At 72.6% G+C, this 18,485-nt stretch carries 16 protein-coding genes and 1 tRNA gene; 9 read left to right on the top strand and 8 right to left on the bottom strand.

What is annotated here, in order from left to right; translation table 11 throughout:
- Positions 1–26: 26 nt before the first annotated feature.
- Together purF and HCU73_RS14955 are read left to right on the top strand one after the other, a co-directional pair.
- Positions 27–1,499 carry an amidophosphoribosyltransferase gene (gene purF, locus HCU73_RS14950; protein ID WP_168624268.1) on the top strand — a complete coding sequence of 491 codons (1,473 nt, stop codon included), beginning with the start codon at positions 27–29 and terminating at the stop codon, positions 1,497–1,499.
- Positions 1,499–2,104: a DUF2199 domain-containing protein gene (locus tag HCU73_RS14955; RefSeq protein ID WP_168624269.1), complete on the top strand. Its 606-nt coding sequence runs from the start codon at positions 1,499–1,501 to the stop codon at positions 2,102–2,104. Before purF ends, HCU73_RS14955 begins: the two co-directional genes overlap by 1 nt.
- A 64-nt stretch (positions 2,105–2,168) precedes the next feature.
- On the opposite strand, the gene HCU73_RS14960 is transcribed toward HCU73_RS14955, so the two are convergent.
- The gene (locus HCU73_RS14960) at positions 2,169–2,765 is read right to left on the bottom strand and encodes a biotin transporter BioY (RefSeq protein ID WP_168624270.1); all 597 of its coding nucleotides are present in this window, start codon (positions 2,763–2,765) and stop codon (positions 2,169–2,171) included.
- A 126-nt stretch (positions 2,766–2,891) separates the two neighbouring features.
- Between HCU73_RS14960 and HCU73_RS14965 the strand changes: the two genes are divergently transcribed.
- Positions 2,892–3,554, top strand: coding sequence for an SDR family NAD(P)-dependent oxidoreductase (locus HCU73_RS14965; RefSeq protein ID WP_210730660.1), 663 nt, complete (start codon positions 2,892–2,894; stop codon positions 3,552–3,554).
- A gap of 96 nt (positions 3,555–3,650) precedes the next feature.
- Here HCU73_RS14965 and HCU73_RS14970 read toward each other — a convergent pair whose 3' ends face one another.
- Both HCU73_RS14970 and HCU73_RS14975 read right to left on the bottom strand, forming a co-directional pair.
- Positions 3,651–4,064, bottom strand: coding sequence for a cell division protein ZapA (locus HCU73_RS14970; RefSeq protein ID WP_168624271.1), 414 nt, complete (start codon positions 4,062–4,064; stop codon positions 3,651–3,653).
- The gene (locus tag HCU73_RS14975; RefSeq protein WP_168624272.1) at positions 4,057–4,860 is read right to left on the bottom strand and encodes a hypothetical protein; all 804 of its coding nucleotides are present in this window, start codon (positions 4,858–4,860) and stop codon (positions 4,057–4,059) included. Before HCU73_RS14975 ends, HCU73_RS14970 begins: the two co-directional genes overlap by 8 nt.
- Positions 4,861–5,099: 239 nt before the next feature.
- On the opposite strand from HCU73_RS14975, the gene tkt reads away from it, so the two are divergent.
- Complete coding sequence (gene tkt, locus HCU73_RS14980) at positions 5,100–7,115, top strand: transketolase (protein WP_168624273.1); 2,016 nt, start codon at positions 5,100–5,102, stop codon at positions 7,113–7,115.
- Positions 7,116–7,219: 104 nt separating this feature from the next.
- Here the strand turns inward: tkt and purN are convergent, their stop codons facing one another.
- Both purN and purM read right to left on the bottom strand, forming a co-directional pair.
- Complete coding sequence (gene purN, locus HCU73_RS14985) at positions 7,220–7,810, bottom strand: phosphoribosylglycinamide formyltransferase (RefSeq protein ID WP_168624274.1); 591 nt, start codon at positions 7,808–7,810, stop codon at positions 7,220–7,222.
- On the bottom strand, positions 7,807–8,853 hold the full coding sequence (purM, locus tag HCU73_RS14990; protein WP_168624275.1) for a phosphoribosylformylglycinamidine cyclo-ligase: 1,047 nt from the start codon (positions 8,851–8,853) through the stop codon (positions 7,807–7,809). Before purM ends, purN begins: the two co-directional genes overlap by 4 nt.
- Positions 8,854–8,975: 122 nt before the next feature.
- Here purM and HCU73_RS14995 point away from each other — a divergent pair.
- A tRNA-Ile gene (locus tag HCU73_RS14995) sits at positions 8,976–9,051 on the top strand.
- Positions 9,052–9,097: 46 nt separating this feature from the next.
- Here the strand turns inward: HCU73_RS14995 and HCU73_RS15000 are convergent.
- From HCU73_RS15000 to HCU73_RS15010, 3 genes are all read right to left on the bottom strand, one after another.
- Positions 9,098–10,432, bottom strand: coding sequence for an MFS transporter (locus tag HCU73_RS15000; RefSeq protein WP_168624276.1), 1,335 nt, complete (start codon positions 10,430–10,432; stop codon positions 9,098–9,100).
- Positions 10,433–10,520: 88 nt separating this feature from the next.
- Positions 10,521–11,336, bottom strand: coding sequence for a formate/nitrite transporter family protein (locus HCU73_RS15005; protein WP_168624277.1), 816 nt, complete (start codon positions 11,334–11,336; stop codon positions 10,521–10,523).
- Between the two features lie 89 nt (positions 11,337–11,425).
- The gene (locus tag HCU73_RS15010) at positions 11,426–13,993 is read right to left on the bottom strand and encodes a cation:proton antiporter (protein ID WP_168624278.1); all 2,568 of its coding nucleotides are present in this window, start codon (positions 13,991–13,993) and stop codon (positions 11,426–11,428) included.
- A gap of 180 nt (positions 13,994–14,173) precedes the next feature.
- Between HCU73_RS15010 and HCU73_RS15015 the strand changes: the two genes are divergently transcribed.
- The 4 genes from HCU73_RS15015 to HCU73_RS15030 are packed head-to-tail and all read left to right on the top strand — an operon-like array spanning position 14,174 to position 18,476.
- Positions 14,174–15,304 carry an ABC transporter permease gene (locus tag HCU73_RS15015; protein ID WP_168624279.1) on the top strand — a complete coding sequence of 377 codons (1,131 nt, stop codon included), beginning with the start codon at positions 14,174–14,176 and terminating at the stop codon, positions 15,302–15,304.
- Entirely contained in the window at positions 15,301–16,101 is an 801-nt protein-coding gene (locus tag HCU73_RS15020; RefSeq protein WP_168624280.1) for an ATP-binding cassette domain-containing protein, read from the top strand. The genes HCU73_RS15015 and HCU73_RS15020 overlap by 4 nt, the downstream gene beginning before the upstream one ends.
- On the top strand, positions 16,102–17,838 hold the full coding sequence (locus HCU73_RS15025; RefSeq protein WP_168624281.1) for an MlaD family protein: 1,737 nt from the start codon (positions 16,102–16,104) through the stop codon (positions 17,836–17,838).
- A 5-nt stretch (positions 17,839–17,843) separates the two neighbouring features.
- Positions 17,844–18,476 (top strand): ABC-type transport auxiliary lipoprotein family protein, encoded by a 633-nt coding sequence (locus tag HCU73_RS15030; RefSeq protein ID WP_338052128.1) that lies wholly within the window; start codon positions 17,844–17,846, stop codon positions 18,474–18,476.
- Positions 18,477–18,485: the final 9 nt, after the last annotated feature.

Raw genomic sequence — 18,485 nt, forward strand, 5'->3', positions numbered from 1 at the left:
CGACGCCGACCGGAGATTCGCCCCCGATGGATGCCCTCCCCCGCCACCCGTTCGACCCCCGTGACGACGACAAGCTGCGCGAGGAATGCGGCGTGTTCGGCGTGATCGGCGTGGCCGACGCGGCGAATTTCGTGGCCCTGGGCCTGCACGCGCTCCAGCACCGGGGGCAGGAGGCGGGCGGGATCGTGTCCTACGACCCGGTGCAGGGCTTCAACTCGGCCCGCCGCTTCGGCTACGTCCGCGACAACTTCACCAAGCAGTCGCTGATGGAAACGCTGCCGGGCGAGCTGGCGATCGGGCATGTGCGCTATTCCACCGCCGGGTCCAAGGGCAACACCCAGATCCGCGACGTGCAGCCCTTCTTCGGCGAATTCGCCATGGGCGGGGCCGCCATCGCGCACAACGGCAACCTCGTGAACGCCGACGAGCTGCGCCGCGAGCTGATCGAGCGCGGCTCGATCTTCCAGTCCTCGTCTGACAGCGAATGCATCATCCACCTGATGGCCCGCAGCCTGCAGCGCACCATCCCCGAGCGGATGAAGGACGCGCTGCGCCGGGTCGAGGGCGCGTTTTCCGTCGTCGCCATGACGCGGACCAAGCTGATCGGCGTGCGCGACCCGCTGGGCGTGCGGCCGCTGGTGCTGGGCCGGGTGGGCGACGGCTATGTCCTCAGCTCCGAGACCTGCGCGCTCGACATCATCGGGGCCGAGTTCCTGCGCGAGGTCGAACCGGGCGAGATGGTGGTCATCACCGGCACCACGGTCGAAAGCTTCAAGCCCTTCGAGCCCAAGCGCCCGCGCTTCTGCATCTTCGAGCATGTCTATTTCTCGCGCCCCGATTCGATCATCGGCGGCCGGTCGGTCTACGAGACGCGCCGCCAGATCGGGGTGGAACTGGCCCGCGAGGCGCCCGTCGAGGCCGACCTGGTGTGCCCGGTGCCCGACAGCGGCACGCCGGCCGCCATCGGCTATGCCCATGAAAGCGGCATCCCCTTCGGCATGGGGATCATACGCAACCAGTACATGGGCCGCACCTTCATCGAGCCGACCGAGCAGATCCGCAACATGGGCGTCCGGCTCAAGCTGAACGTCAACCGCGCGCTGATCCGCGGCAAGCGGGTGATCCTGGTCGACGACAGCGTGGTGCGCGGCACCACCTCCCGCAAGATCAAGGAGATGATCCTCGATGCCGGCGCGGCCGAGGTGCATTTCCGCATCGCCAGCCCGCCGACCGCCTGGCCCTGCTTCTACGGGGTCGACACGCCCGAGCGCGAAAAGCTGCTGGCCGCCACCATGACCGAGACCGAGATGCAGCATCATCTGGGCGTCGCCTCGCTGCGCTTCGTGTCGCTCGACGGGCTCTACCGCGCGGTCGGCGTGGCGCAGGGCCGCGACGCGCGGCAACCTGCCTATTGCGACGCCTGCTTCTCGGGCGATTATCCGGTGAAACCGACCGACATGGTCGCCAAGGGATTCAAGCTGGCAGAACCGGCCGAGTGATGCTCAAGCTCTTCCGCCGCTCCAAGGCCCCCAAGCCCATCTCCGAGGCGGAGCTGGCCCGGCGCCTCACCGCCCCCGGCTACCGCTGCGCCTGCTGCGGCGAGGTGTGGGATGCCGCCAACGCCGTCCGCCTGCGCCCCTTCGGCTGGGCGCACCCGCCCGCCCCCCTGCCCGACGAGGCGCTGGACGGTTCGGGCGACGTGGTGACCGAGCGCTACGCCCGCCGCGGCCGCGACCTGCTGGTGCGGGCCAAGCTGCCGATCCCGGTCCGGGGCACCGACGAACACGTGTTCCTGCAGGTCTGGGCCAACCTGTCGACCGGGGATTTCGCGCGCTTCCGCTCGGCGCAGGGGCGCGGCGACGCGGACCGTCTGGGCGACCTGTTCGCCTGGCTCTATTCCCGGGTGCCGGCCGCGTCGGGGCCGGTGCTGTCCAAGGGGGTGATCGTGCCCGTCGCGGGCGGCGGGATGCCGGTCTACTGGATCACCGACCCCAAGCACCCGCTGCTGGCCGCCCAGCAGGACGGCGGCCTGACCGCCCCCGAGATCGCGGCGCTCTACGAGGACCTGGGCGCGGGCGAACTGCTGCGCCACCTGCGCGCCTGACACCGCCGCAAAGCAAAAGGGCCGCCCCGCAGGACGGCCCCCTGTCTTGTCCGGTTGCGCGCGGTCAGGCGCGCTTGCGCAGCGCGGCCCAGGCGCCGGTCACGACCAGCGCGGCGATCACGGCCTTGAGCGCGTCGCCGACCAGGAAGGGCGCGACGAACCAGGTCCAGTAGTAGCCCGCGTCCTGCGCGACCCAGCCCGCCTCGAGGCCGAAGCCGCCGGCCAGCGCCATCGGCCAGGCCAGGCCCGGCAGGTAGATCATCGCTGACAGCGCCAGCGCCACCAGCGCGGTCGACACCACGCCGCGGGCGATGCCCCGCTCGGCGGCCAGGCCCGCGGCCCAGGCCATCGCGACGAAGCCCAGGAGGAAGCCCGCGGTCGGACCCGCGAAGGCGACGAAGTTCAGGCCACCCGCGAACACCGGCAGGCCCGCCGCGCCCTGCGCGAGGTAGGCGAGCATCGTGGCCAGCGCCAGCCGGCTGCCGAAGGTGAAGCCCACCAGCAGGATCGCCAGCGTCTGCAGCGTCACCGGGACGGGCCACATCGGCACCGTGATCTGCGCCGCCACCGCGATGAAGATCGAGCCGGCCAGCACCAGCATCGCCTTCTTCAGCAGGGTCTGGCTGCCCAGTGTCGCGGTCAGGAGAGTGTCGCGGCCCATATTCGCCTCCGTGCGTTGGTCCGTATCCGTTGGCACCCGGTATTCCCGCGCGGGGGGCCCAAGTCAAGCGCGCCGCACCGCCGCAGCCCCTTGCGTTCCGGCGCGCAAGCGGGCAACAGGCGCGCCATGGACAGACCTCTGGACGGACAGATCGCGCTGGTGACGGGCGCCTCCCGCGGGATCGGGGCGGCGAGCGCCGAATGGCTGGCCGCGCGCGGCGCCCATGTGGTGGCCGTGGCCCGCACCGTGGGCGGGCTCGAGGAGCTCGACGACCGCATCAAGGCGCAGGGCGGGCAGGCGACGCTGGCGCCGATGGACGTGACCGACGAGGGCGCGATGGCGCATCTGTGCCGGTCGATCCACGACCGCTGGGGCCGCGCCGACATCTGGGTCCATTCCGCGATCCATGTCAGCGCCCTGACGCCCGCGCCGCACATCGCGGCCAAGGATCTGGACAAGGTCATCGCCACCAACATCCGCGCCTTCACGCGGCTGGTGGCCTTCGTCGAACCGCTGATCGCGCCGTCCGCGAAACCGCGGGCGGTGTTCTTCGACGACGGCTGGGACGACAAGTATGCCGGCGCCTACGCCATGTCCAAGGCCGCCCAGCGCGCGCTGGTGCAGAGCTGGCAGGCCGAGACGGCGAAGTTCCCGATGCGGGTGCACCTGCTGCGGCCGAACCCGATGCCGACGGCTGTGCGGGCGCGGTTCTACCCCGGCGAGGACAAGTCGGCGCTGAGCCATCCGCGCGACGAGGCCGCGCGCCTCCTGCCCGTTCTTCTGGACTGATCAAGCCGGAAAACCCGAGTTTTCCGGCGCGAAAAGCTGCAGCTTTTCGACCCGCAAACCTGCAGGTTTGCGGCGGTTTCCGCCTCGGAAACCGCCCTACCCCCGCCGCGCCTCCAGCTCGTCTGCGATGGCCTCGGCGCGGGCGGCCAACTCGGCCAGCCCGTCGGTGAAGCGGTCGGGCAGCTCGGTCCGCGGCCCCGCCTCCTGCAGCTCGGCGATGCGCCGCGCCCGGTCGGCCAGGCGTTCCTCGGCCGAGGCGAGCGTCTTGTCCTGCGCCTTGATCTTGTCCTGAAGGCCCTTGATCTCGTCCTCCAGCGCCGCCGTCTTGTCGGCCAGCATCAGCCCCGCCATCAGCAGCATCCGGTCCGCCGGCATCCGCCCGATCTGGCCGAGGATCACGGTGGCCTCGGTGTCCAGCATCCGGGCCGCGGCGTGCAGGAAGGGCTCCTCGCCCGGCTGGCAGGCGACCGCGAATTCGCGGCCCCCGATCTCGATCCTGACCTCAGGCATGTCCGCCCTCCCCCGCGCCGGGCTGGCCGAGATCGGCCAGGATGCGTTCCAGTTCCGCCGCCTCCGACGCCCGCGCGGCGCGCAGCGCGTCGAGCTCGACCACCAGCGCCTTGTTCAGCACCGTGGGGTCGCTGGCCTTCTCGCCCCTGAGCCGGGCGAGGTTCTTGGTCAGCCGCGCGTTGATGACGCGCAGCTCCTTGATCTCGGCCCGCAGCGCCATCGCGCGCTCCTCGGGGTCCATGCCCGAGGCGGCCTGCAGTTCCTCGGCGATGTCGCGGGCCTCGTCGCGCTCGGCGATGGCCTCGGCCCGCTCGGCGCGCAGCCGCGCGACCCGCGCCTCCAGCTCGCCCACCACGCCGCGCAGCCGGTCGGCCTCGGCGCTGTCGGCGGGCGCGGCCTGCGCCTCGGACAGCCCCGCCTCCAGCGCCGCGATGCGCGCGTCGCGCGCGCCCAGCGTGCGCTCGGCCTCGTCGCGGTCGGCCTGGCGCGCGGCCTCGAGCGCCTGCACCCGTTGCAGCGCCGCGTCGCGCTCGGCCTCGATCTCGGACAGGTCCCGGACCGCGCCGACGCCGCCCGCCGCCTCCAGCTCGGCCACGCGCGCCTCGAGCGCGGCGGCCCGCGCCTCGGCGGCCTCGGCCCGGATCTGCGCGTCCTCGAAGGCGCCCGAGGTCATCCCCGGATCCTCGATCGGCGCGCGCGCCACCGCCTCGCCCACGCCCACCGCGATGCGGTCGAGCGCGTCCGCCAGCCGCGCCTCCAGCGTGCTCAGTTTCTCGAATTCGGCGTTGTCGCCCATCGCTGCCGGTGCCCCGTGGTTTCGCCGGGGGCGGCCCTCGCCGGCCCCGGGCCCCTGTTGTTTCCCTTAGCGAAGATCAAATCCCCCAGATTTGCAAGGCTTTCCGCGCCCACCCCCGCCCGGTCGGCGGCAAATGGGCGCCCGCGGCCCCCTTACTGGTTGCGCCACCATCCGCCTCTGCTATGAGACGGCGCACCGGCCCGGCCCCTGCCCGGGCCGCCAGACGAAGGACAGCTGACATGGACCTGACCGCGCTTGCCGCCCGCAACCCCGAGCATTGGCGCCGCGCCGCCTGCATCCGCACGCTGACGCTGGATGCCGTGGCCGCCGCGAACTCCGGCCATTCGGGGATGCCGATGGGCATGGCCGACGTGGCGACGGTGCTGTTCGACAAGCACCTGAGCTTCGACGCGAGCGCGCCCGACTGGCCGAACCGTGACCGGTTCATCCTGTCGGCGGGGCACGGCTCGATGCTGCTCTACTCGCTGTTCTACCTGACCGGCTACGCGGACATGACGCTGGAGCAGGTCAAGAATTTCCGCCAGCTCGGCGCGATCACCGCGGGCCACCCGGAATACGGCCACGCCACGGGCATCGAGACCACCACCGGCCCGCTGGGCCAGGGGATCGCCAATGCCGTGGGCTTTGCCATGGCCGAGGAATTCCTGCGCGCGAAGTGGGGGAAGAAGGTCATCGACCACTACACCTGGTGCATCGCGGGCGACGGCTGCCTGATGGAGGGGATCAGCCAGGAGGCCATCGCGCTGGCCGGCCGGCAACAGCTGTCGCGGCTGATCGTGATGTGGGACGACAACGGCATCACCATCGACGGCAAGGTCTCGATCGCCGACCGCACGGACCAGAAGGCGCGCTTTGCCGCGAGCGGCTGGGACGTGTTCGAGTGCGACGGCCATGACCCCGCCGACATCGACCGCGCCCTGACCGCGGCCAAGGCCAGCGCCGGCCCCGCGATGATCGCCTGCAAGACGCACATCGCGCTGGGTCACGCCGCGCAGGACACCGCCAAGGGTCACGGCGCGCTGACCGATCCCAAGCAGCTGCAGGCGGCCAAGGACGGCTACGGCTGGCCGCACGGCGCCTTCGAGATCCCCGCCGACCTCAAGGCCTGGTGGGAGGGCGTGGGCGCCCGCGGCCGCGCCGCGCGCGAGGAGTGGGAGACCCGCTTCGCGCTGATGTCGGACAGCAAGAAGGCCGAGTTCGTCCGCGCCTTTGCCGCCGAGGCGCCGAAGAAGCTCGCCGCGACGATCCGCGCGCTGAAGAAGCAGCACACCGAGGCCCGGCCCAAGGTCGCGACCCGGCAGGCCAGCCAGATGGCGCTGGAAGTCATCAACCCGATCCTGCCCGAGCACCTGGGCGGCTCGGCCGACCTGACCGGCTCGAACAACACCAACACCGCGGGGCTCGGCACCTTCGGGCCCGAGGACCGCAAGGGGCGCCACGTCCACTACGGCATCCGCGAGCACGGCATGGCGGCGGCGATGAACGGCATGGCGCTGCACGGGGGCGTGCGGCCCTACGGCGGCACCTTCATGGTCTTCACCGACTACGCCCGCGCGGCGATGCGGCTGTCCTCGCTGATGGGCGTACCGGTGACCTACGTGATGACGCATGACTCGATCGGGCTGGGCGAGGACGGGCCGACGCACCAGCCGGTGGAACACCTCGCCATGCTGCGGGCGACGCCGAACCTGCTGGTGATGCGCCCCGCCGACGCGGTCGAGACCGCCGAGGCCTGGGAGGTCGCGCTGGGCCAGACACGGACGCCGTCGGTGCTGGCCCTGAGCCGGCAGTCGGTGCCGACGCTGCGCACCACGCATACCGCGAAGAACCTGGTCGCGCAGGGCGCCTATGTCCTGGCCGAGGCCGAGGGGAAGCGCCAGGCGATCCTGCTCGCCACGGGCTCGGAGGTCGCCATCGCGATGGCCGCGCGCGACCTGCTGCAGGCCGAGGGGATCGGCACGCGGGTGGTGTCGATGCCCTGCTGGGAGATCTTCGAGGAGACCGACGAGGCCTACCGCCGCCGCGTTCTGCCCGCCGGGCCGGTGCGGGTGGCGGTCGAGGCGGCGATCCGCTTCGGCTGGGACCGCTGGCTCTATGGCGAGCGCGGCAAGCGGGAAAAGTCGGGCTTCGTAGGCATGCACGGCTTTGGCGCCTCGGCCCCGGCCGAGGACCTCTACGCGCATTTCGGCATCACACCCGAGGCGGTGGCGGCGAAGGTCAAGTCGCTGTTGTGAGCTTGGACGCAAGACCCTTGCAAGGGTCTTGCCACGCCCTTGCAAGGGCGTTCCCATAGCCTTGCAAGGCTATGGGCAGGTCCTTGCAAGGACCTGCCGCGCGGTCACAGGTCGATGCGCCCCCGCTCCCCCGCGGCAAAGCGCCGGAGGACCAGCGGATAGAGCCGGTGCTCCTGCTCCAGCACCCGGGCGGCCAGCGTGTCGGGCGTGTCGCCCTCCAGCACAGGCACCCGCGCCTGCCCCAGGATCGGCCCGCCATCGAGCTCCGCCGTTACCTCGTGCACGGTGCAGCCGGCCTCGGCATCGCCCGCCTCCAGCGCGCGCTGGTGCGTGTGCAGCCCCCGGTACTTCGGCAGGAGCGAGGGGTGGATGTTCAGCATCCGCCCCTGCCAGCGCGTCACGAACCCCTCCGTCAGCACCCGCATGAAGCCCGCGAGGCACAGGATGTCGGGGGCATGGGCCTCCAGCACCCGGGTCAGCTCCGCCTCGAACCCGGCGCGGTCCTTGCCGAAGGGCCGGTGGTCCACCACCGCCGTGGGGATGCCCATGGCGGCCGCCCTGGCCAGCCCCCCGGCCGCGGGGTCGTTCGACAGCACCAGGCAGGGCCGGGCCGGGTGGTCGCCGGTCATGCTGCGCGCGAGCGTCACCATGTTGGAGCCGCCGCCCGAGATCAGGATCGCGACGCGTTTGGTCAAGCCAGCGTCCCGCGGTAGCTGACCCCCTGCCCCGGCACCACGGTGCCGATCCGGTGCACCGTCTCGCCCGCCGCGGCGAGGTCGGCCGCCAGCGCCTCGGCCCGGTCGGCCGCCACCACCAGCACCAGGCCGATGCCGGCGTTGAAGGTCTTGAGGAGTTCCCCCTGCGCCAGCCCGCCCTCGTCGGCCAGCCAGCGGAACACCGGCGGCAGGGTCCAGGCGCCAAGGTCGATCTCGGCCCCCAGCCCCTCGGGCAGCACCCGCGGCAGGTTCTCGGTCAGCCCGCCGCCGGTGATATGCGCGAGGCCATGCACGCCGCCGGCCCGCACCGCCGCCAGCGCCGGCCGCACGTAGAGCCGCGTCGGCGCCAGCAGCGCCGCGCCCAGCGTCCCTTCGGCGAAGGGCGCCGGCGCATCCCAGGCCAGCTCCGACCGCTCGACGATCCGGCGCACCAGCGAGTAGCCGTTGGAATGCACCCCGTCCGAGCCGAGGCCGAGGAGCACGTCGCCCTCGGTCACCCCCGCCGGCAGCGCCGCGCCGCGGTTCATCGCGCCCACGGCAAAGCCCGCGAGGTCGAAGTCGCCCGGCGCGTACATGCCCGGCATCTCGGCGGTCTCGCCGCCCACCAGCGCGCAGCCCGACAGCCGGCAGCCCTCGGCGATGCCCGCGATGATGCGGGCGGCGGCGTCGACCTCCAGCTTGCCGGTGGCGAAATAGTCCAGGAAGAACAGCGGCTCCGCCCCCTGGCACACGAGGTCGTTGACGCACATCGCCACCAGGTCGATGCCGATGGTGTCGTAGAGCCCGGTGTCGATCGCGATCTTCAGCTTGGTGCCCACCCCGTCGGTGGCCGCCACAAGGATCGGGTCGTCGTAGCCCGCGGCCTTGAGGTCGAACAGCGCGCCGAAGCCGCCGAGCCCGCTCATCACGCCGGCCCGCGCGGTGGCGGCGGCGGCGGGCTTGATCCGCTCGACGAGCGCATTGCCCGCGTCGATGTCGACGCCCGCCTGGGCATAGGTGAGGCCGGTCTTGGGGTCGGTCATGGGCACACCTCCTGATCTTGCGCCCGCCCCTATCAGGCGGCCGCCCGCGCGTCCATGCGGCAGTTGCTGGCGCGCCCGGCGCTTGACCGGGACGGGGCGCCCCGCGTATCCGGGGGACAGGCGGGCCTGTAGCTCAACGGTCAGAGCAGAGCGCTCATAACGCTTTGGTTGCAGGTTCGAATCCTGCCGGGCCTACCAAACCCCCAATCCTGCCCGTCCTGCCCCAGACGCCCGGGGGCCCGCTTCAGGCCGGGCGCGCCGGGTCGTCGCCGGGCTGGCCCGGGTCGTCGCCGCCCCCGGTACCGGGCGCCGCGGGCGGGGCCTCCTGCGCCTCGGCCGGCCGGTCGCCGTCGTCGCCGGCGGCCAGCGCCACGGTCTCGGGGGTCGAGGAGCGCGCCGGCACGGTGATGCGGAAGGCGGTCTTTTCCGCGGCGGGCACGGCGGCGCGGCGCGACATCCGCCAGAGCGTGAAGGCGATCATCAGGACATGCGCCACGATGGTGGTCAGGAACAGCCCGCCCGGCCCGGCGACGTTCATCATCAGGCCCGCGACCAGCGGCCCCACGATGGACCCGATCCCGAAGATCATCAGCAGCCCCCCCGAGACCTGGATCGAGGTGCCCGGCCCGGCGTTGTCGTTGGCGTGGGCAACGATGATCGGGTACATGGCGAAGATCGCCGCGCCGAAGATGCCGACCAGCGCGAGGTTCAGCACCTCGCCCGAGGGCGCCAGCAGCACGAAGGCGAGATCGGCGCCCAGCGCCACCGCGGCGGTCGCCACCAGCACCTTGCGCCGGTCCATCCGGTCGCTGGCATAGCCGATCGGGATCTGCGCCAGCGCGCCGGCCAACACCGGGATGCTGGCGAAGAGCGCGATGGCGGTCAGCTCCAACCCAACCCGGTCGGCATAGACCGCGGCCAGCGTGCCGAAGGCGGCGTTCGAGATGCCGACGAGGAACACCGCCGCCACCGCCACCGGCGAGTTGCGCCACAGCGCCGGCACGTCCAGCCGCACCGAGGTCAGCGGCGCCGGAGAGGCCGAGGTCGACAGCGCCGTCGGCACTAGCGCGAGGCAGTAGACGATGGCCCCCACGGCGAACAGGGCGAAGCCGGTCACGTCGCCAAGCGACACCGCCATCTGCCCGGCGGTCACCGCGCCGAGGTTCACCATCGTGTAGACGCCGAAGATCTTGCCGCGCGTCGAGGGCTGGGCGCGGTCGTTCAGCCAGGATTCCACGATCATCGCCGCGCCGGCGAAGCAGAAGCCCGACACCGCCCGCACCGGGATCCAGGCCTCGGGCGACACGTAGAGCGCCTGCACCAGGATCGACACCGCCGCCAGCGCGCACATCACGCCGAAGGTGCGGATATGGCCTACCGCGCCCACCAGCCGCGGGGCGATCAGGCAGCCGGCGACATAGCCGATGGCCCAGCCGGTGCCGAGCAGGCCGAGCGCGCCGGCGCTGAACCCCTCGGCCGAGCCGCGGACGGGCAGGACGAGGCCGTGGATGCCACCGGCGAACAGAAGAAGCGCCGAGCCCAGAAGCAGGGCGGAAATCGGAAGCAGCTGCCGAACCATGGGGCCCAGCATACCGGCCCCGCCCGGAATGAAAACCGCCCGGGGCCGGATTTCCGCCCGGGGCGCACCCGGGACCCGGCCGGGGCGCTCAGATCTCCTCGCGCACCTGTGCGTAGGTCAGCGCGGCGAAGATGCCGGTGCCGCCCAGCACGTTGCCCGCCAGCGCCGGCAGGATGCCGCCGAACACCGCCGCGCCGACGCCGAGCTCGCCCCGCGCCACCAGGATGAACAGCTCGGTCGACCCCGCCACCACGTGCGACATGCCGCCAAGCCCGATGGCATAGGTGACGATCACGATCATCAGCACCTCGCCCGCCCCCTCCATCCGCGGCAGGATCCAGACCAGCGCCGCGATCAGGAACCCCGCCGGGATGCCCCAGGCGAAATGCTCGAAGGGCGTCGCCTGCGCGTAGTGCCGCGAGACCGCGAGGATCCCGTCAAAACGCGCCTCGGGCAGGATATGGCCGTGCACCAGCACCAGCGCGGCGGCGAGGCAGCCCACCAGGTTGGCCGCGAACACGATCCCCCAGAGCCGCGCCGTCAGCACGAAGCACGACCGGCTGGGCGCCAGGAACAGGGGCAGGATCGGGGTGATGGTGTTCTCGGTGAACAGCTGCATCCGCCCCAGGATCACGATCAGGAACCCCACCGTGTAGCCCAGGTTCGTGACCGCCTCGGCCCAGGGCTCGTGCGGCAGCATGGCGGCCAGGAACCCCTTGCACAGCACCGAGGTGCTGATCGCCAGGCCCGCGGCGACGCCGGACCACCACAGGGCGCTGGTCGGGCGGCGCAGCTCGTGCTCGCCCTCGCGGCGGATCGCCTCGAAGATGACCGAGGACGGGACCTTCTCGTATTCGTCCGCCCAGTCCTCGTCGTCGCGGTCCGGTGCCTGCTGGTCTGCCATCTGCCTCTCCCGGGGTGCGGTGGCGGGCCGCGCGCGGCCCCTTGGCCCCCTGTCTATCGCCGAAGCGCGGCGGCGCAAACCCGCAGCCGTCACCGCGGCCCGGGGCCGTCGGGCGGGGCCGCGTCCGGGGGATCGCGGGGCGCGGGCGCGGATGCGGGGGCGTCCGGCAGCAGCGCGTCGGGGTCGATGCCGCGCTTGGCGGCGCTGGCGCGGACCGCGTCGCGGAGCGCCCCGCTGCGCGCCAGGAGCCGGCGGAACCTGTCCTCGTCCAGCACCAGCAGCGTCGAGGGCACGATCGCCCGCACCTCGGCCCGCGGCGTCCGGCGCATCAGCACGGCCATCTGCCCGAACATCTCGCCCCGGCCGAGCCGCCAGCTCTGGCCGGCGACCTCCAGCTCGACCGCGCCCGAGGCGATGAAGAACACCCGCCGCGCGCCCGCGTCCTTGCGCAGCAGGATCTCGCCGGCATCGGCATAGCGCGGGCGCAGCGCGCGGGCGAGCTGGCGCAGGGCGGCCGGGTCGAGGTCGGCGAAGAGCGGGAACTGGCGCACCAGCTCGGGGCCCTGCAGCGCGATGTCGAGCGCCGGGCGGTCCTCGGCCGCGAACCGGCGGCGCGCGATGTCCTCGGTCAGCGCGGTGTGGACCTCGGCGCCGATCAGCCCGTCCTCGCGCATCGCGCCGTATTCCCGTTCCTCCAGCCGCAGGGCGGTGCGGCGGATGAAGCGGCGCTCCAGCTCCTCGGCGTAGCCCGGGTATTGCAGGCGCAGGCCCTCGAGGCCGGTCTCCACCGCCTCGACCCGGCGCGACAAGAGCTCCTGCAGCAGGTCGGCGACGCGCCGGCCGTGGATCCGGCGGATGCGCCCGTCGATGAACTCGTCCAGGTCGCGCAGGATCAGGCGCTGCGACAGCAACAGCGCGAAGCGGTCGGCGGTCAGCCGCGCCAGCGGCCCCGACAGGCGCAGCCGCCCGTGCAGCCACACCGCCGCGCGGAACCCCCGGCCATAGGTCGCCGCCTGCCGCGCCGCGCGCTGGTAGCCGCTGCGCCCGGCGGTGCGCGCGCCCTCGATCAGCCGGTCGGCGTCGGACAGGAGGCGTTCGGCCATGGCGCCCGGGATGGTGCGGTCGCGCAGGCAGCGCAGGATGGTGTCGCGCTCGTGGCCGGCCAGGGCGATCAGGCCCAGCGTGATGCGGTCGCGGTCGAGGATGTCGGCGCTGTCCTCGGCGGCGCGGACGGCGTCGTCGAGCCGGGCACCGAACTGCTTGGCCTCGGTGCGGACGATCTCGCGCGTGAGGTCGTAGGTCTCGGTGGTGCGGGCCACGTCCTCGCGCACGGTCTGCAGGGCCACGGCCACCACCTGCCGCGACAGCGCCTCCTCGATGGGCGACAGCCGGTCGAGGCCGAGCCGCCCGATCACCCAGCGCAGGGTGGTGCCCTGCACCAGCAGCGTGAACAGGGTGAAGCCGGTGGCGAGGATGCCCACCAGCCGCTTGGTTTCCAGCGGCACCCGCAGGCTTTCGGTCACCGCCAGCGCCAGCGCCAGCGTGACCGCGCCGCGCAAGCCCCCCCACAGGATCGCGGCGCGGTAGGGCACGTCGACCGGCGGCGACAGGCGGATCGCGGTCAGGAGCGGCAGCAGCCCGAACAGGATCACCGCGCGCGCGGCGATGGCGGCCAGCACCACCACCCCGATCAGCACGAAATCCGAGGGGCGCGCGCCCTCCAGCAGGCGCGGGATCAGCAGCGCCGCGAGGATGAAGATCAGCGCCCCGGCCCAGTGCGCCAGCAGGTCCCAGACCTCGCGCAGATTGGACCAGGACTGCGGCGGCAGGCGCCCGGGGCCGGTCAGGTTCAGCGTCAGCCCCGCCGCCACCACCGCGATGACGCCCGAGGCGCCCACGCTCTGCTCGGCGCCGATGTAGGCGAGGTAGGGCAGCGCGACCGAGATCGACACCTGCGCCCGCGGGTGGCCGGGAAACAGCGCCATCAGCCAGATCGCCGCCTGCGCGGCCAGCCAGCCCGTCACCGCGCCCCCCGCCATCAGGAGCGGGAACCGCGCCAGCGTCTGCCCGAGGTCGGGGTCGGGGACGCCCAGCATGACGAAGCCCATGAACAGCCCGAACAGCGCGATGGCGGCGGCGTCGTTCAGCAGGCTCTCGCCCTCGATGATGCGCGCCAGCCGCCGCGGCGCCGAGATCGAGCGGAAGATCGACACCACCGCCGAGGGGTCGGTCGTCGACACGATCGCGCCGATCAGCAGGCAGGCCGCCAGCGGCAGGGCGCTGGCCCAGAACAGCGCGTAGCCCACCCCAAGCGTCGCCACCACCACCGCGACCACCGCCAGCACCAGGATCGGCACCCAGTCGTCCAGCATCCGGCGCAGGTTCATCCCCAGCGTGGCCTGGAACAGCAGGGTCGGCAGGAACACGTAGAGGAACACGTTCGACCGAATCGGCAGCGCCAGGATCGCCTCGGCCACCGGGTTCAGGGCGTCGGTCAGCTCGGTGCGCAGGAAGAACAGGGCGCCGACCCCGATCAACATGCCCAGCGACGCGAGGATCACGCTCTGCGGCAGGCGCAGGCGTGCCGCCAGCGGCTCGGACACGCCGATCACGAGGAACAGCGCGGCGATGATCGTGGTGACAAGAACGATGTCCATGACCCTGATCTAGCACGGTTAAGGCCGGCCTACCGCCGCAAAGCGCAGGGGCGCCCTGCGACCGCGCGCCGGACCGCGCCGCAGCGCGGCGTTCCGTTTGCACCTTTCGGGACGCGGGCCTACAAGGCGGGATGGCCCGCGCGCGGCAGGCGCGATCCGGGCCGGGACGGAGGCGGCGGCATGGGGGGCTCCCCGGAGGTCAGCATCGAGGTCGAGACCGGCGGCGCCGCGACGCGCATCGCCGTGGCCGGCCCGTTGACCATCCGCACCCTCGGCGCGGCGGCGCGCCGCCTCGACGGGATCGGCCCGGTGGCCGAGGCGCGGCTCGACCTCGGCGCGGTGACGCGGCTCGACACCGCCGGGGGGTGGCTCGTCGCCCGCTTCAGGGCGCGGCTGGCCGAGGCCGGCGGCCGGCTGGAGCTGGCCGGCGCGACCCCCGAGATGGAGGCGATCCTCACCAGCGTCGAACGCGCGATGCCGCGGCCCGAACCCGCCCCGGCGCCCCCCCGCGGGCTGGCCGAGCGCGTCGCCGGGCTGGGGCGCGCGGTGGCCGACACCGGCCGCACGGCGCGCGGGCTGACGGCCTACCTCGGCCTGTTCCTCGCCCGGCTCGGGCGCGGCCTGCGGCACCCGCGCAGCTTCCGGCTGACGGCGCTGGTGCACCACTGCGAGGAGGTGGGCGTCAAGGCGGTGCCGATCGTCGCGCTCATGTCCTTCCTGATCGGCATCGTGCTGGCCTTCCAGGGCGCCTCGCAGCTGCGCCAGTTCGGCGCCGAGGTGTTCGTCGTCGACCTGATCGCGGTGTCGATCCTGCGCGAGCTTGGCATCCTGCTGACCGCGATCATCGTGGCGGGCCGCACGGCGTCGGCCTTCACGGCCGCGATCGGCTCGATGAAGATGCGCGAGGAGATCGACGCCATGCGCACCCTCGGCCTCGACCCGGCGGCGGTGCTGTTCGTGCCGCGGATCCTGGCGCTGCTGATCATGCTGCCGATCCTGGGGCTGATCGCCAATCTTGCCGGGCTGTTCGGCGGGGCGCTGATGTCCTGGCTCGAGCTCGGCATCTCGCCCGCCATGTTCCGCACCCGGTTCCTCGAGGGCACCGACATCAGCCACCTGACCGTCGGCATGGTCAAGGCGCCGGTCTTTGCGCTGATCATCGGCGTGGTCGGCTGCCATGCCGGGATGCAGGTGGGCAGCAACGCCGAATCGCTGGGGCAGCAGACCTCCAAGGCGGTGGTCGCCGCGATCTTCGCGGTGATCGTGGCCGACGCGCTGTTCTCCATCTTCTTCGCGGAGATCGGGCTGTGAGCGCGCGCGGCGAGCCGGTGATCGAGCTGCGCGGGCTGCGCAACCAGTTCGGCACCCAGGTGGTGCACGACGGGCTCGACCTCGATGTCTACCGCGGCGAGGTGCTGGGCGTGGTCGGCGGCTCGGGCACCGGCAAGTCGGTGCTGCTGCGCACCATCGCGGGGCTGCAGACGCCGGCGGCGGGCTCGATCCGGGTGCTGGGGACCGATGTGCGCACCGCCGACCTAGCCGCCCGCACCGCGCTGCAGATGCGCTGGGGCGTGATGTTCCAGGACGGCGCGCTGTTCTCGTCGCTGACGGTGCGCGAGAACGTCGAGGTGCCGATGCGCGGCATCCCCGACCTCGACCCGGGCCTGGCGCGCGAGCTGGCCGACCTCAAGATCTCGATGGTGGGCCTGCCCTACCTGGCCGGCGACAAGTACCCCTCGGAACTGTCGGGGGGGATGCGCAAGCGCGCGGGCCTGGCCCGGGCGCTGGCGCTGGACCCCGAGATCGTGTTCCTCGACGAACCCACGGCCGGCCTCGACCCGATCGGCGCCGCCGACTTCGACCAGCTGATCCGTGGACTCAGCCGGTCGCTTGGCCTAACGGTCTTTCTGGTCACGCATGACCTCGACACGCTGCACGCCGTGTGCGACCGGATCGCCGTCCTCGCGGAACGCAAGGTGCTGGTCACCGGCACCATGCAGGACATGCTGTCGGTCGACCATCCATGGGTGCGATCCTATTTCCACGGTCCGCGGGCACGGGCCGCGATCGACGCCGCCGAGGCGGCACAAACGGGGGAAGACCGCTAGGTGGAGACCAAGGCAAACTACCTGCTGATCGGCCTGTTCGCGCTGGCGGGGATGCTCGGCATCCTCGGCTTCTTCCTGTGGCTCGCGCGGGTGGAGCTGGACCGGCAGTTCGCCTACTACGACGTGCGCTTCGACTCGGTCGCGGGCCTCAGCGCTGCGTCGGACGTGCGCTTCAGCGGCCTTCCCGTGGGCCAGGTCGTCGACGTGCGGCTGGCGCCCGAGCGCGACGGCACCATCCTCGTGCGGGTCGAGGTCGACGCCGAGACGCCGGTGCGGGCCGACAGCGTCGCTACCATCGAATCCCAGGGCGTGACGGGGGTGTCCTTCGTCGGCATCGACCCCGGCACGCCCGAGGCGCCGCTGCTGGACGCGCGCGATGGCGTGGTGCCCGAGATCGCGGCGGGCCGCTCGATGCTGCAGTCGCTGACCGAGGACGCGCCCGAGCTGGTGAGCGAGACCCTGCGCGTGGTGCGCGACATCGGCAACCTGTTCAGCGGCGAGAACGAGGGCCGGGTCGACCGCATCCTGGTGAACGTCGAGACCGCGTCCGAGGAATTCGTGACCGCGCTCGAGGGGATTTCCGGGATCACCGGCACCGTGGACCAGTTCACCCAGCAGATCGACCGGTTCAACACCACGCTCGACACGCTGACCACGGAACTGGCCGTGGTGCTGGCCACCGCCAACGAAACGCTCGAATCGATCGACCTGCTGGCGGACCAGGCCACCGCCGTTGTGGCCAGCGGCACCGACACACTGGTGCTGGCCCAGGGCGCCATCGCCGAGGGGCAGCGCTACATCGCCGAGGACCTGACCGCCGCGACCACCGGGGTGCAGGAGACGCTGACCGTGCTCAGGGCCGAACTGGCCACGCTGCGCACGGACGCCAGCACCCTGATGGCCACCCTCGGCACCACGGGTCAGACCGCGACCCTGCGCCTGCAGGAGGCCGCGGCGACGCTGGCGCGGGTCGACACGCTGCTGGAGACGCTGGAGACCACCTCGACCGCGGTGGGCGCCGCGGCCACCCGCATCGACGGGCTGATCGTCGAGCAGGGCACGCCGCTGCTGGCCGAGACCCGCGCCGCCGTCGCCGCCGCGACCGAGGCCATCGCCGCCATCAACACCGCCGCGGCCACCGACCTGCCGGCGCTGATGGCCGACATCCGGGCCGCGGCCGAGACCACCCGCACCGTCGCCACCACGGTCGGCGAAGACCTGACCGCCTCCACCGCCGGCCTGTCGGGGCTGGTGACGCAGGCCGGCACCACGCTGACGCAGGTGACGGACACCTTCGCCAACGCCAACGAGACGCTGGCCGCCATCAACGGCGCGCTCGAGACCGGGCAGCGCACGCTGGTCGCGGCCGAGGGCGCCTTTGCCGGGGCCGACACCCTGATCAACGAGGAGATCCGGGCGCTGGTCACCGAGCTGCAGGCGACCGTCGCCTCGCTGACCACCGCGGTCGGCACCGTGTCCGAGGACCTGCCGGTGATCTCGGCCGACGTGCGCGCCGCAAGCCAGGCCGCCGCCGAGACCTTCACCGGGTTGCAGACGCTGATCGAGGGGGCCGCGCCCGGGGTGCAGGCCTTCACCACCACGGGCCTGCCGCTCTATACCCGGCTGGCCACCGAGACCCGCGCCCTGATCGGGAACCTCGACCGTCTGACCCAGACGATCTCGCGGAACCCGACGCAGTTCCTGCTCAACCGCGACGTCCCCGAATTCAGGAGGTAGCCCGCGTGTTCCCCACCCAGATGCCCCGCGCGCTGCTGCTCGCGCTCGTCCTGCCGCTCCTGTCCGGCTGCTCCGCCCTGTCGGCGCTGGGCGATGCCACCCAGCCGCTCGACGTCTACGAGCTGCAGCCCCCCGCCGAGGTGCCGGTGGCCCGCCGCAGCCAGGCGCGCGACGTGATCGTCGAGCTGCCCACGACCAGCGGCGCGCTGGAAACCGACCGGATCATGATCCGCCCCGACCGGCTGGCGGCGACCTACCTGCCCGGCGTCCGCTGGGGCGAACCCGCGCCGGTGATGGTGCAGACCGTGCTGCTGCGCACGCTCGATGCCACCGGCGCGTTCCAGTATGTCGGGCGCCGCCCCCTCGGGCCCAGCGGCGACTACGCCATCGTCACCGAGCTGGTGGAGTTCGAGGCCGAGGTGCTGGAGGACGGCGACAGCGCGCGCATCGACATCCGCCTGACCTCGCGCATCGTGCGCGAGGACGGGGTGCGGATCGTCGCCGCGCGGACCTTCACCTCGACCGCCACCGCCGCGTCGCTGGACGACACCGCGCTGGTGGAGGCCTTCGACGCCGCGATGGGTCCGCTGGCGCGGGACTTCGCGGGCTGGGTGCTGGCGACGCTCGGGGCCGGCTGACCCGCGCCG

Source organism: Roseicyclus persicicus, from assembly GCF_012395815.1.
In the GTDB taxonomy this organism is placed as follows: domain Bacteria; phylum Pseudomonadota; class Alphaproteobacteria; order Rhodobacterales; family Rhodobacteraceae; genus Roseicyclus; species Roseicyclus persicicus.

Bases quoted from the DNA above. Each gene is read 5' to 3' on its own strand.
- purF (WP_168624268.1), top strand. From the start codon at position 27: ATGGATGCCCTCCCCCGCCACCCGTTCGACCCCCGTGACGACGACAAG.
- HCU73_RS14955 (WP_168624269.1), top strand. From the start codon at position 1,499: ATGCTCAAGCTCTTCCGCCGCTCCAAGGCCCCCAAGCCCATCTCCGAG.
- HCU73_RS14960 (WP_168624270.1), bottom strand. From the start codon at position 2,765: ATGGGCCGCGACACTCTCCTGACCGCGACACTGGGCAGCCAGACCCTG.
- HCU73_RS14965 (WP_210730660.1), top strand. From the start codon at position 2,892: ATGGACAGACCTCTGGACGGACAGATCGCGCTGGTGACGGGCGCCTCC.
- HCU73_RS14970 (WP_168624271.1), bottom strand. From the start codon at position 4,064: ATGCCTGAGGTCAGGATCGAGATCGGGGGCCGCGAATTCGCGGTCGCC.
- HCU73_RS14975 (WP_168624272.1), bottom strand. From the start codon at position 4,860: ATGGGCGACAACGCCGAATTCGAGAAACTGAGCACGCTGGAGGCGCGG.
- tkt (WP_168624273.1), top strand. From the start codon at position 5,100: ATGGACCTGACCGCGCTTGCCGCCCGCAACCCCGAGCATTGGCGCCGC.
- purM (WP_168624275.1), bottom strand. From the start codon at position 8,853: ATGACCGACCCCAAGACCGGCCTCACCTATGCCCAGGCGGGCGTCGAC.
- HCU73_RS15000 (WP_168624276.1), bottom strand. From the start codon at position 10,432: ATGGTTCGGCAGCTGCTTCCGATTTCCGCCCTGCTTCTGGGCTCGGCG.
- HCU73_RS15005 (WP_168624277.1), bottom strand. From the start codon at position 11,336: ATGGCAGACCAGCAGGCACCGGACCGCGACGACGAGGACTGGGCGGAC.
- HCU73_RS15010 (WP_168624278.1), bottom strand. From the start codon at position 13,993: ATGGACATCGTTCTTGTCACCACGATCATCGCCGCGCTGTTCCTCGTG.
- HCU73_RS15015 (WP_168624279.1), top strand. From the start codon at position 14,174: ATGGGGGGCTCCCCGGAGGTCAGCATCGAGGTCGAGACCGGCGGCGCC.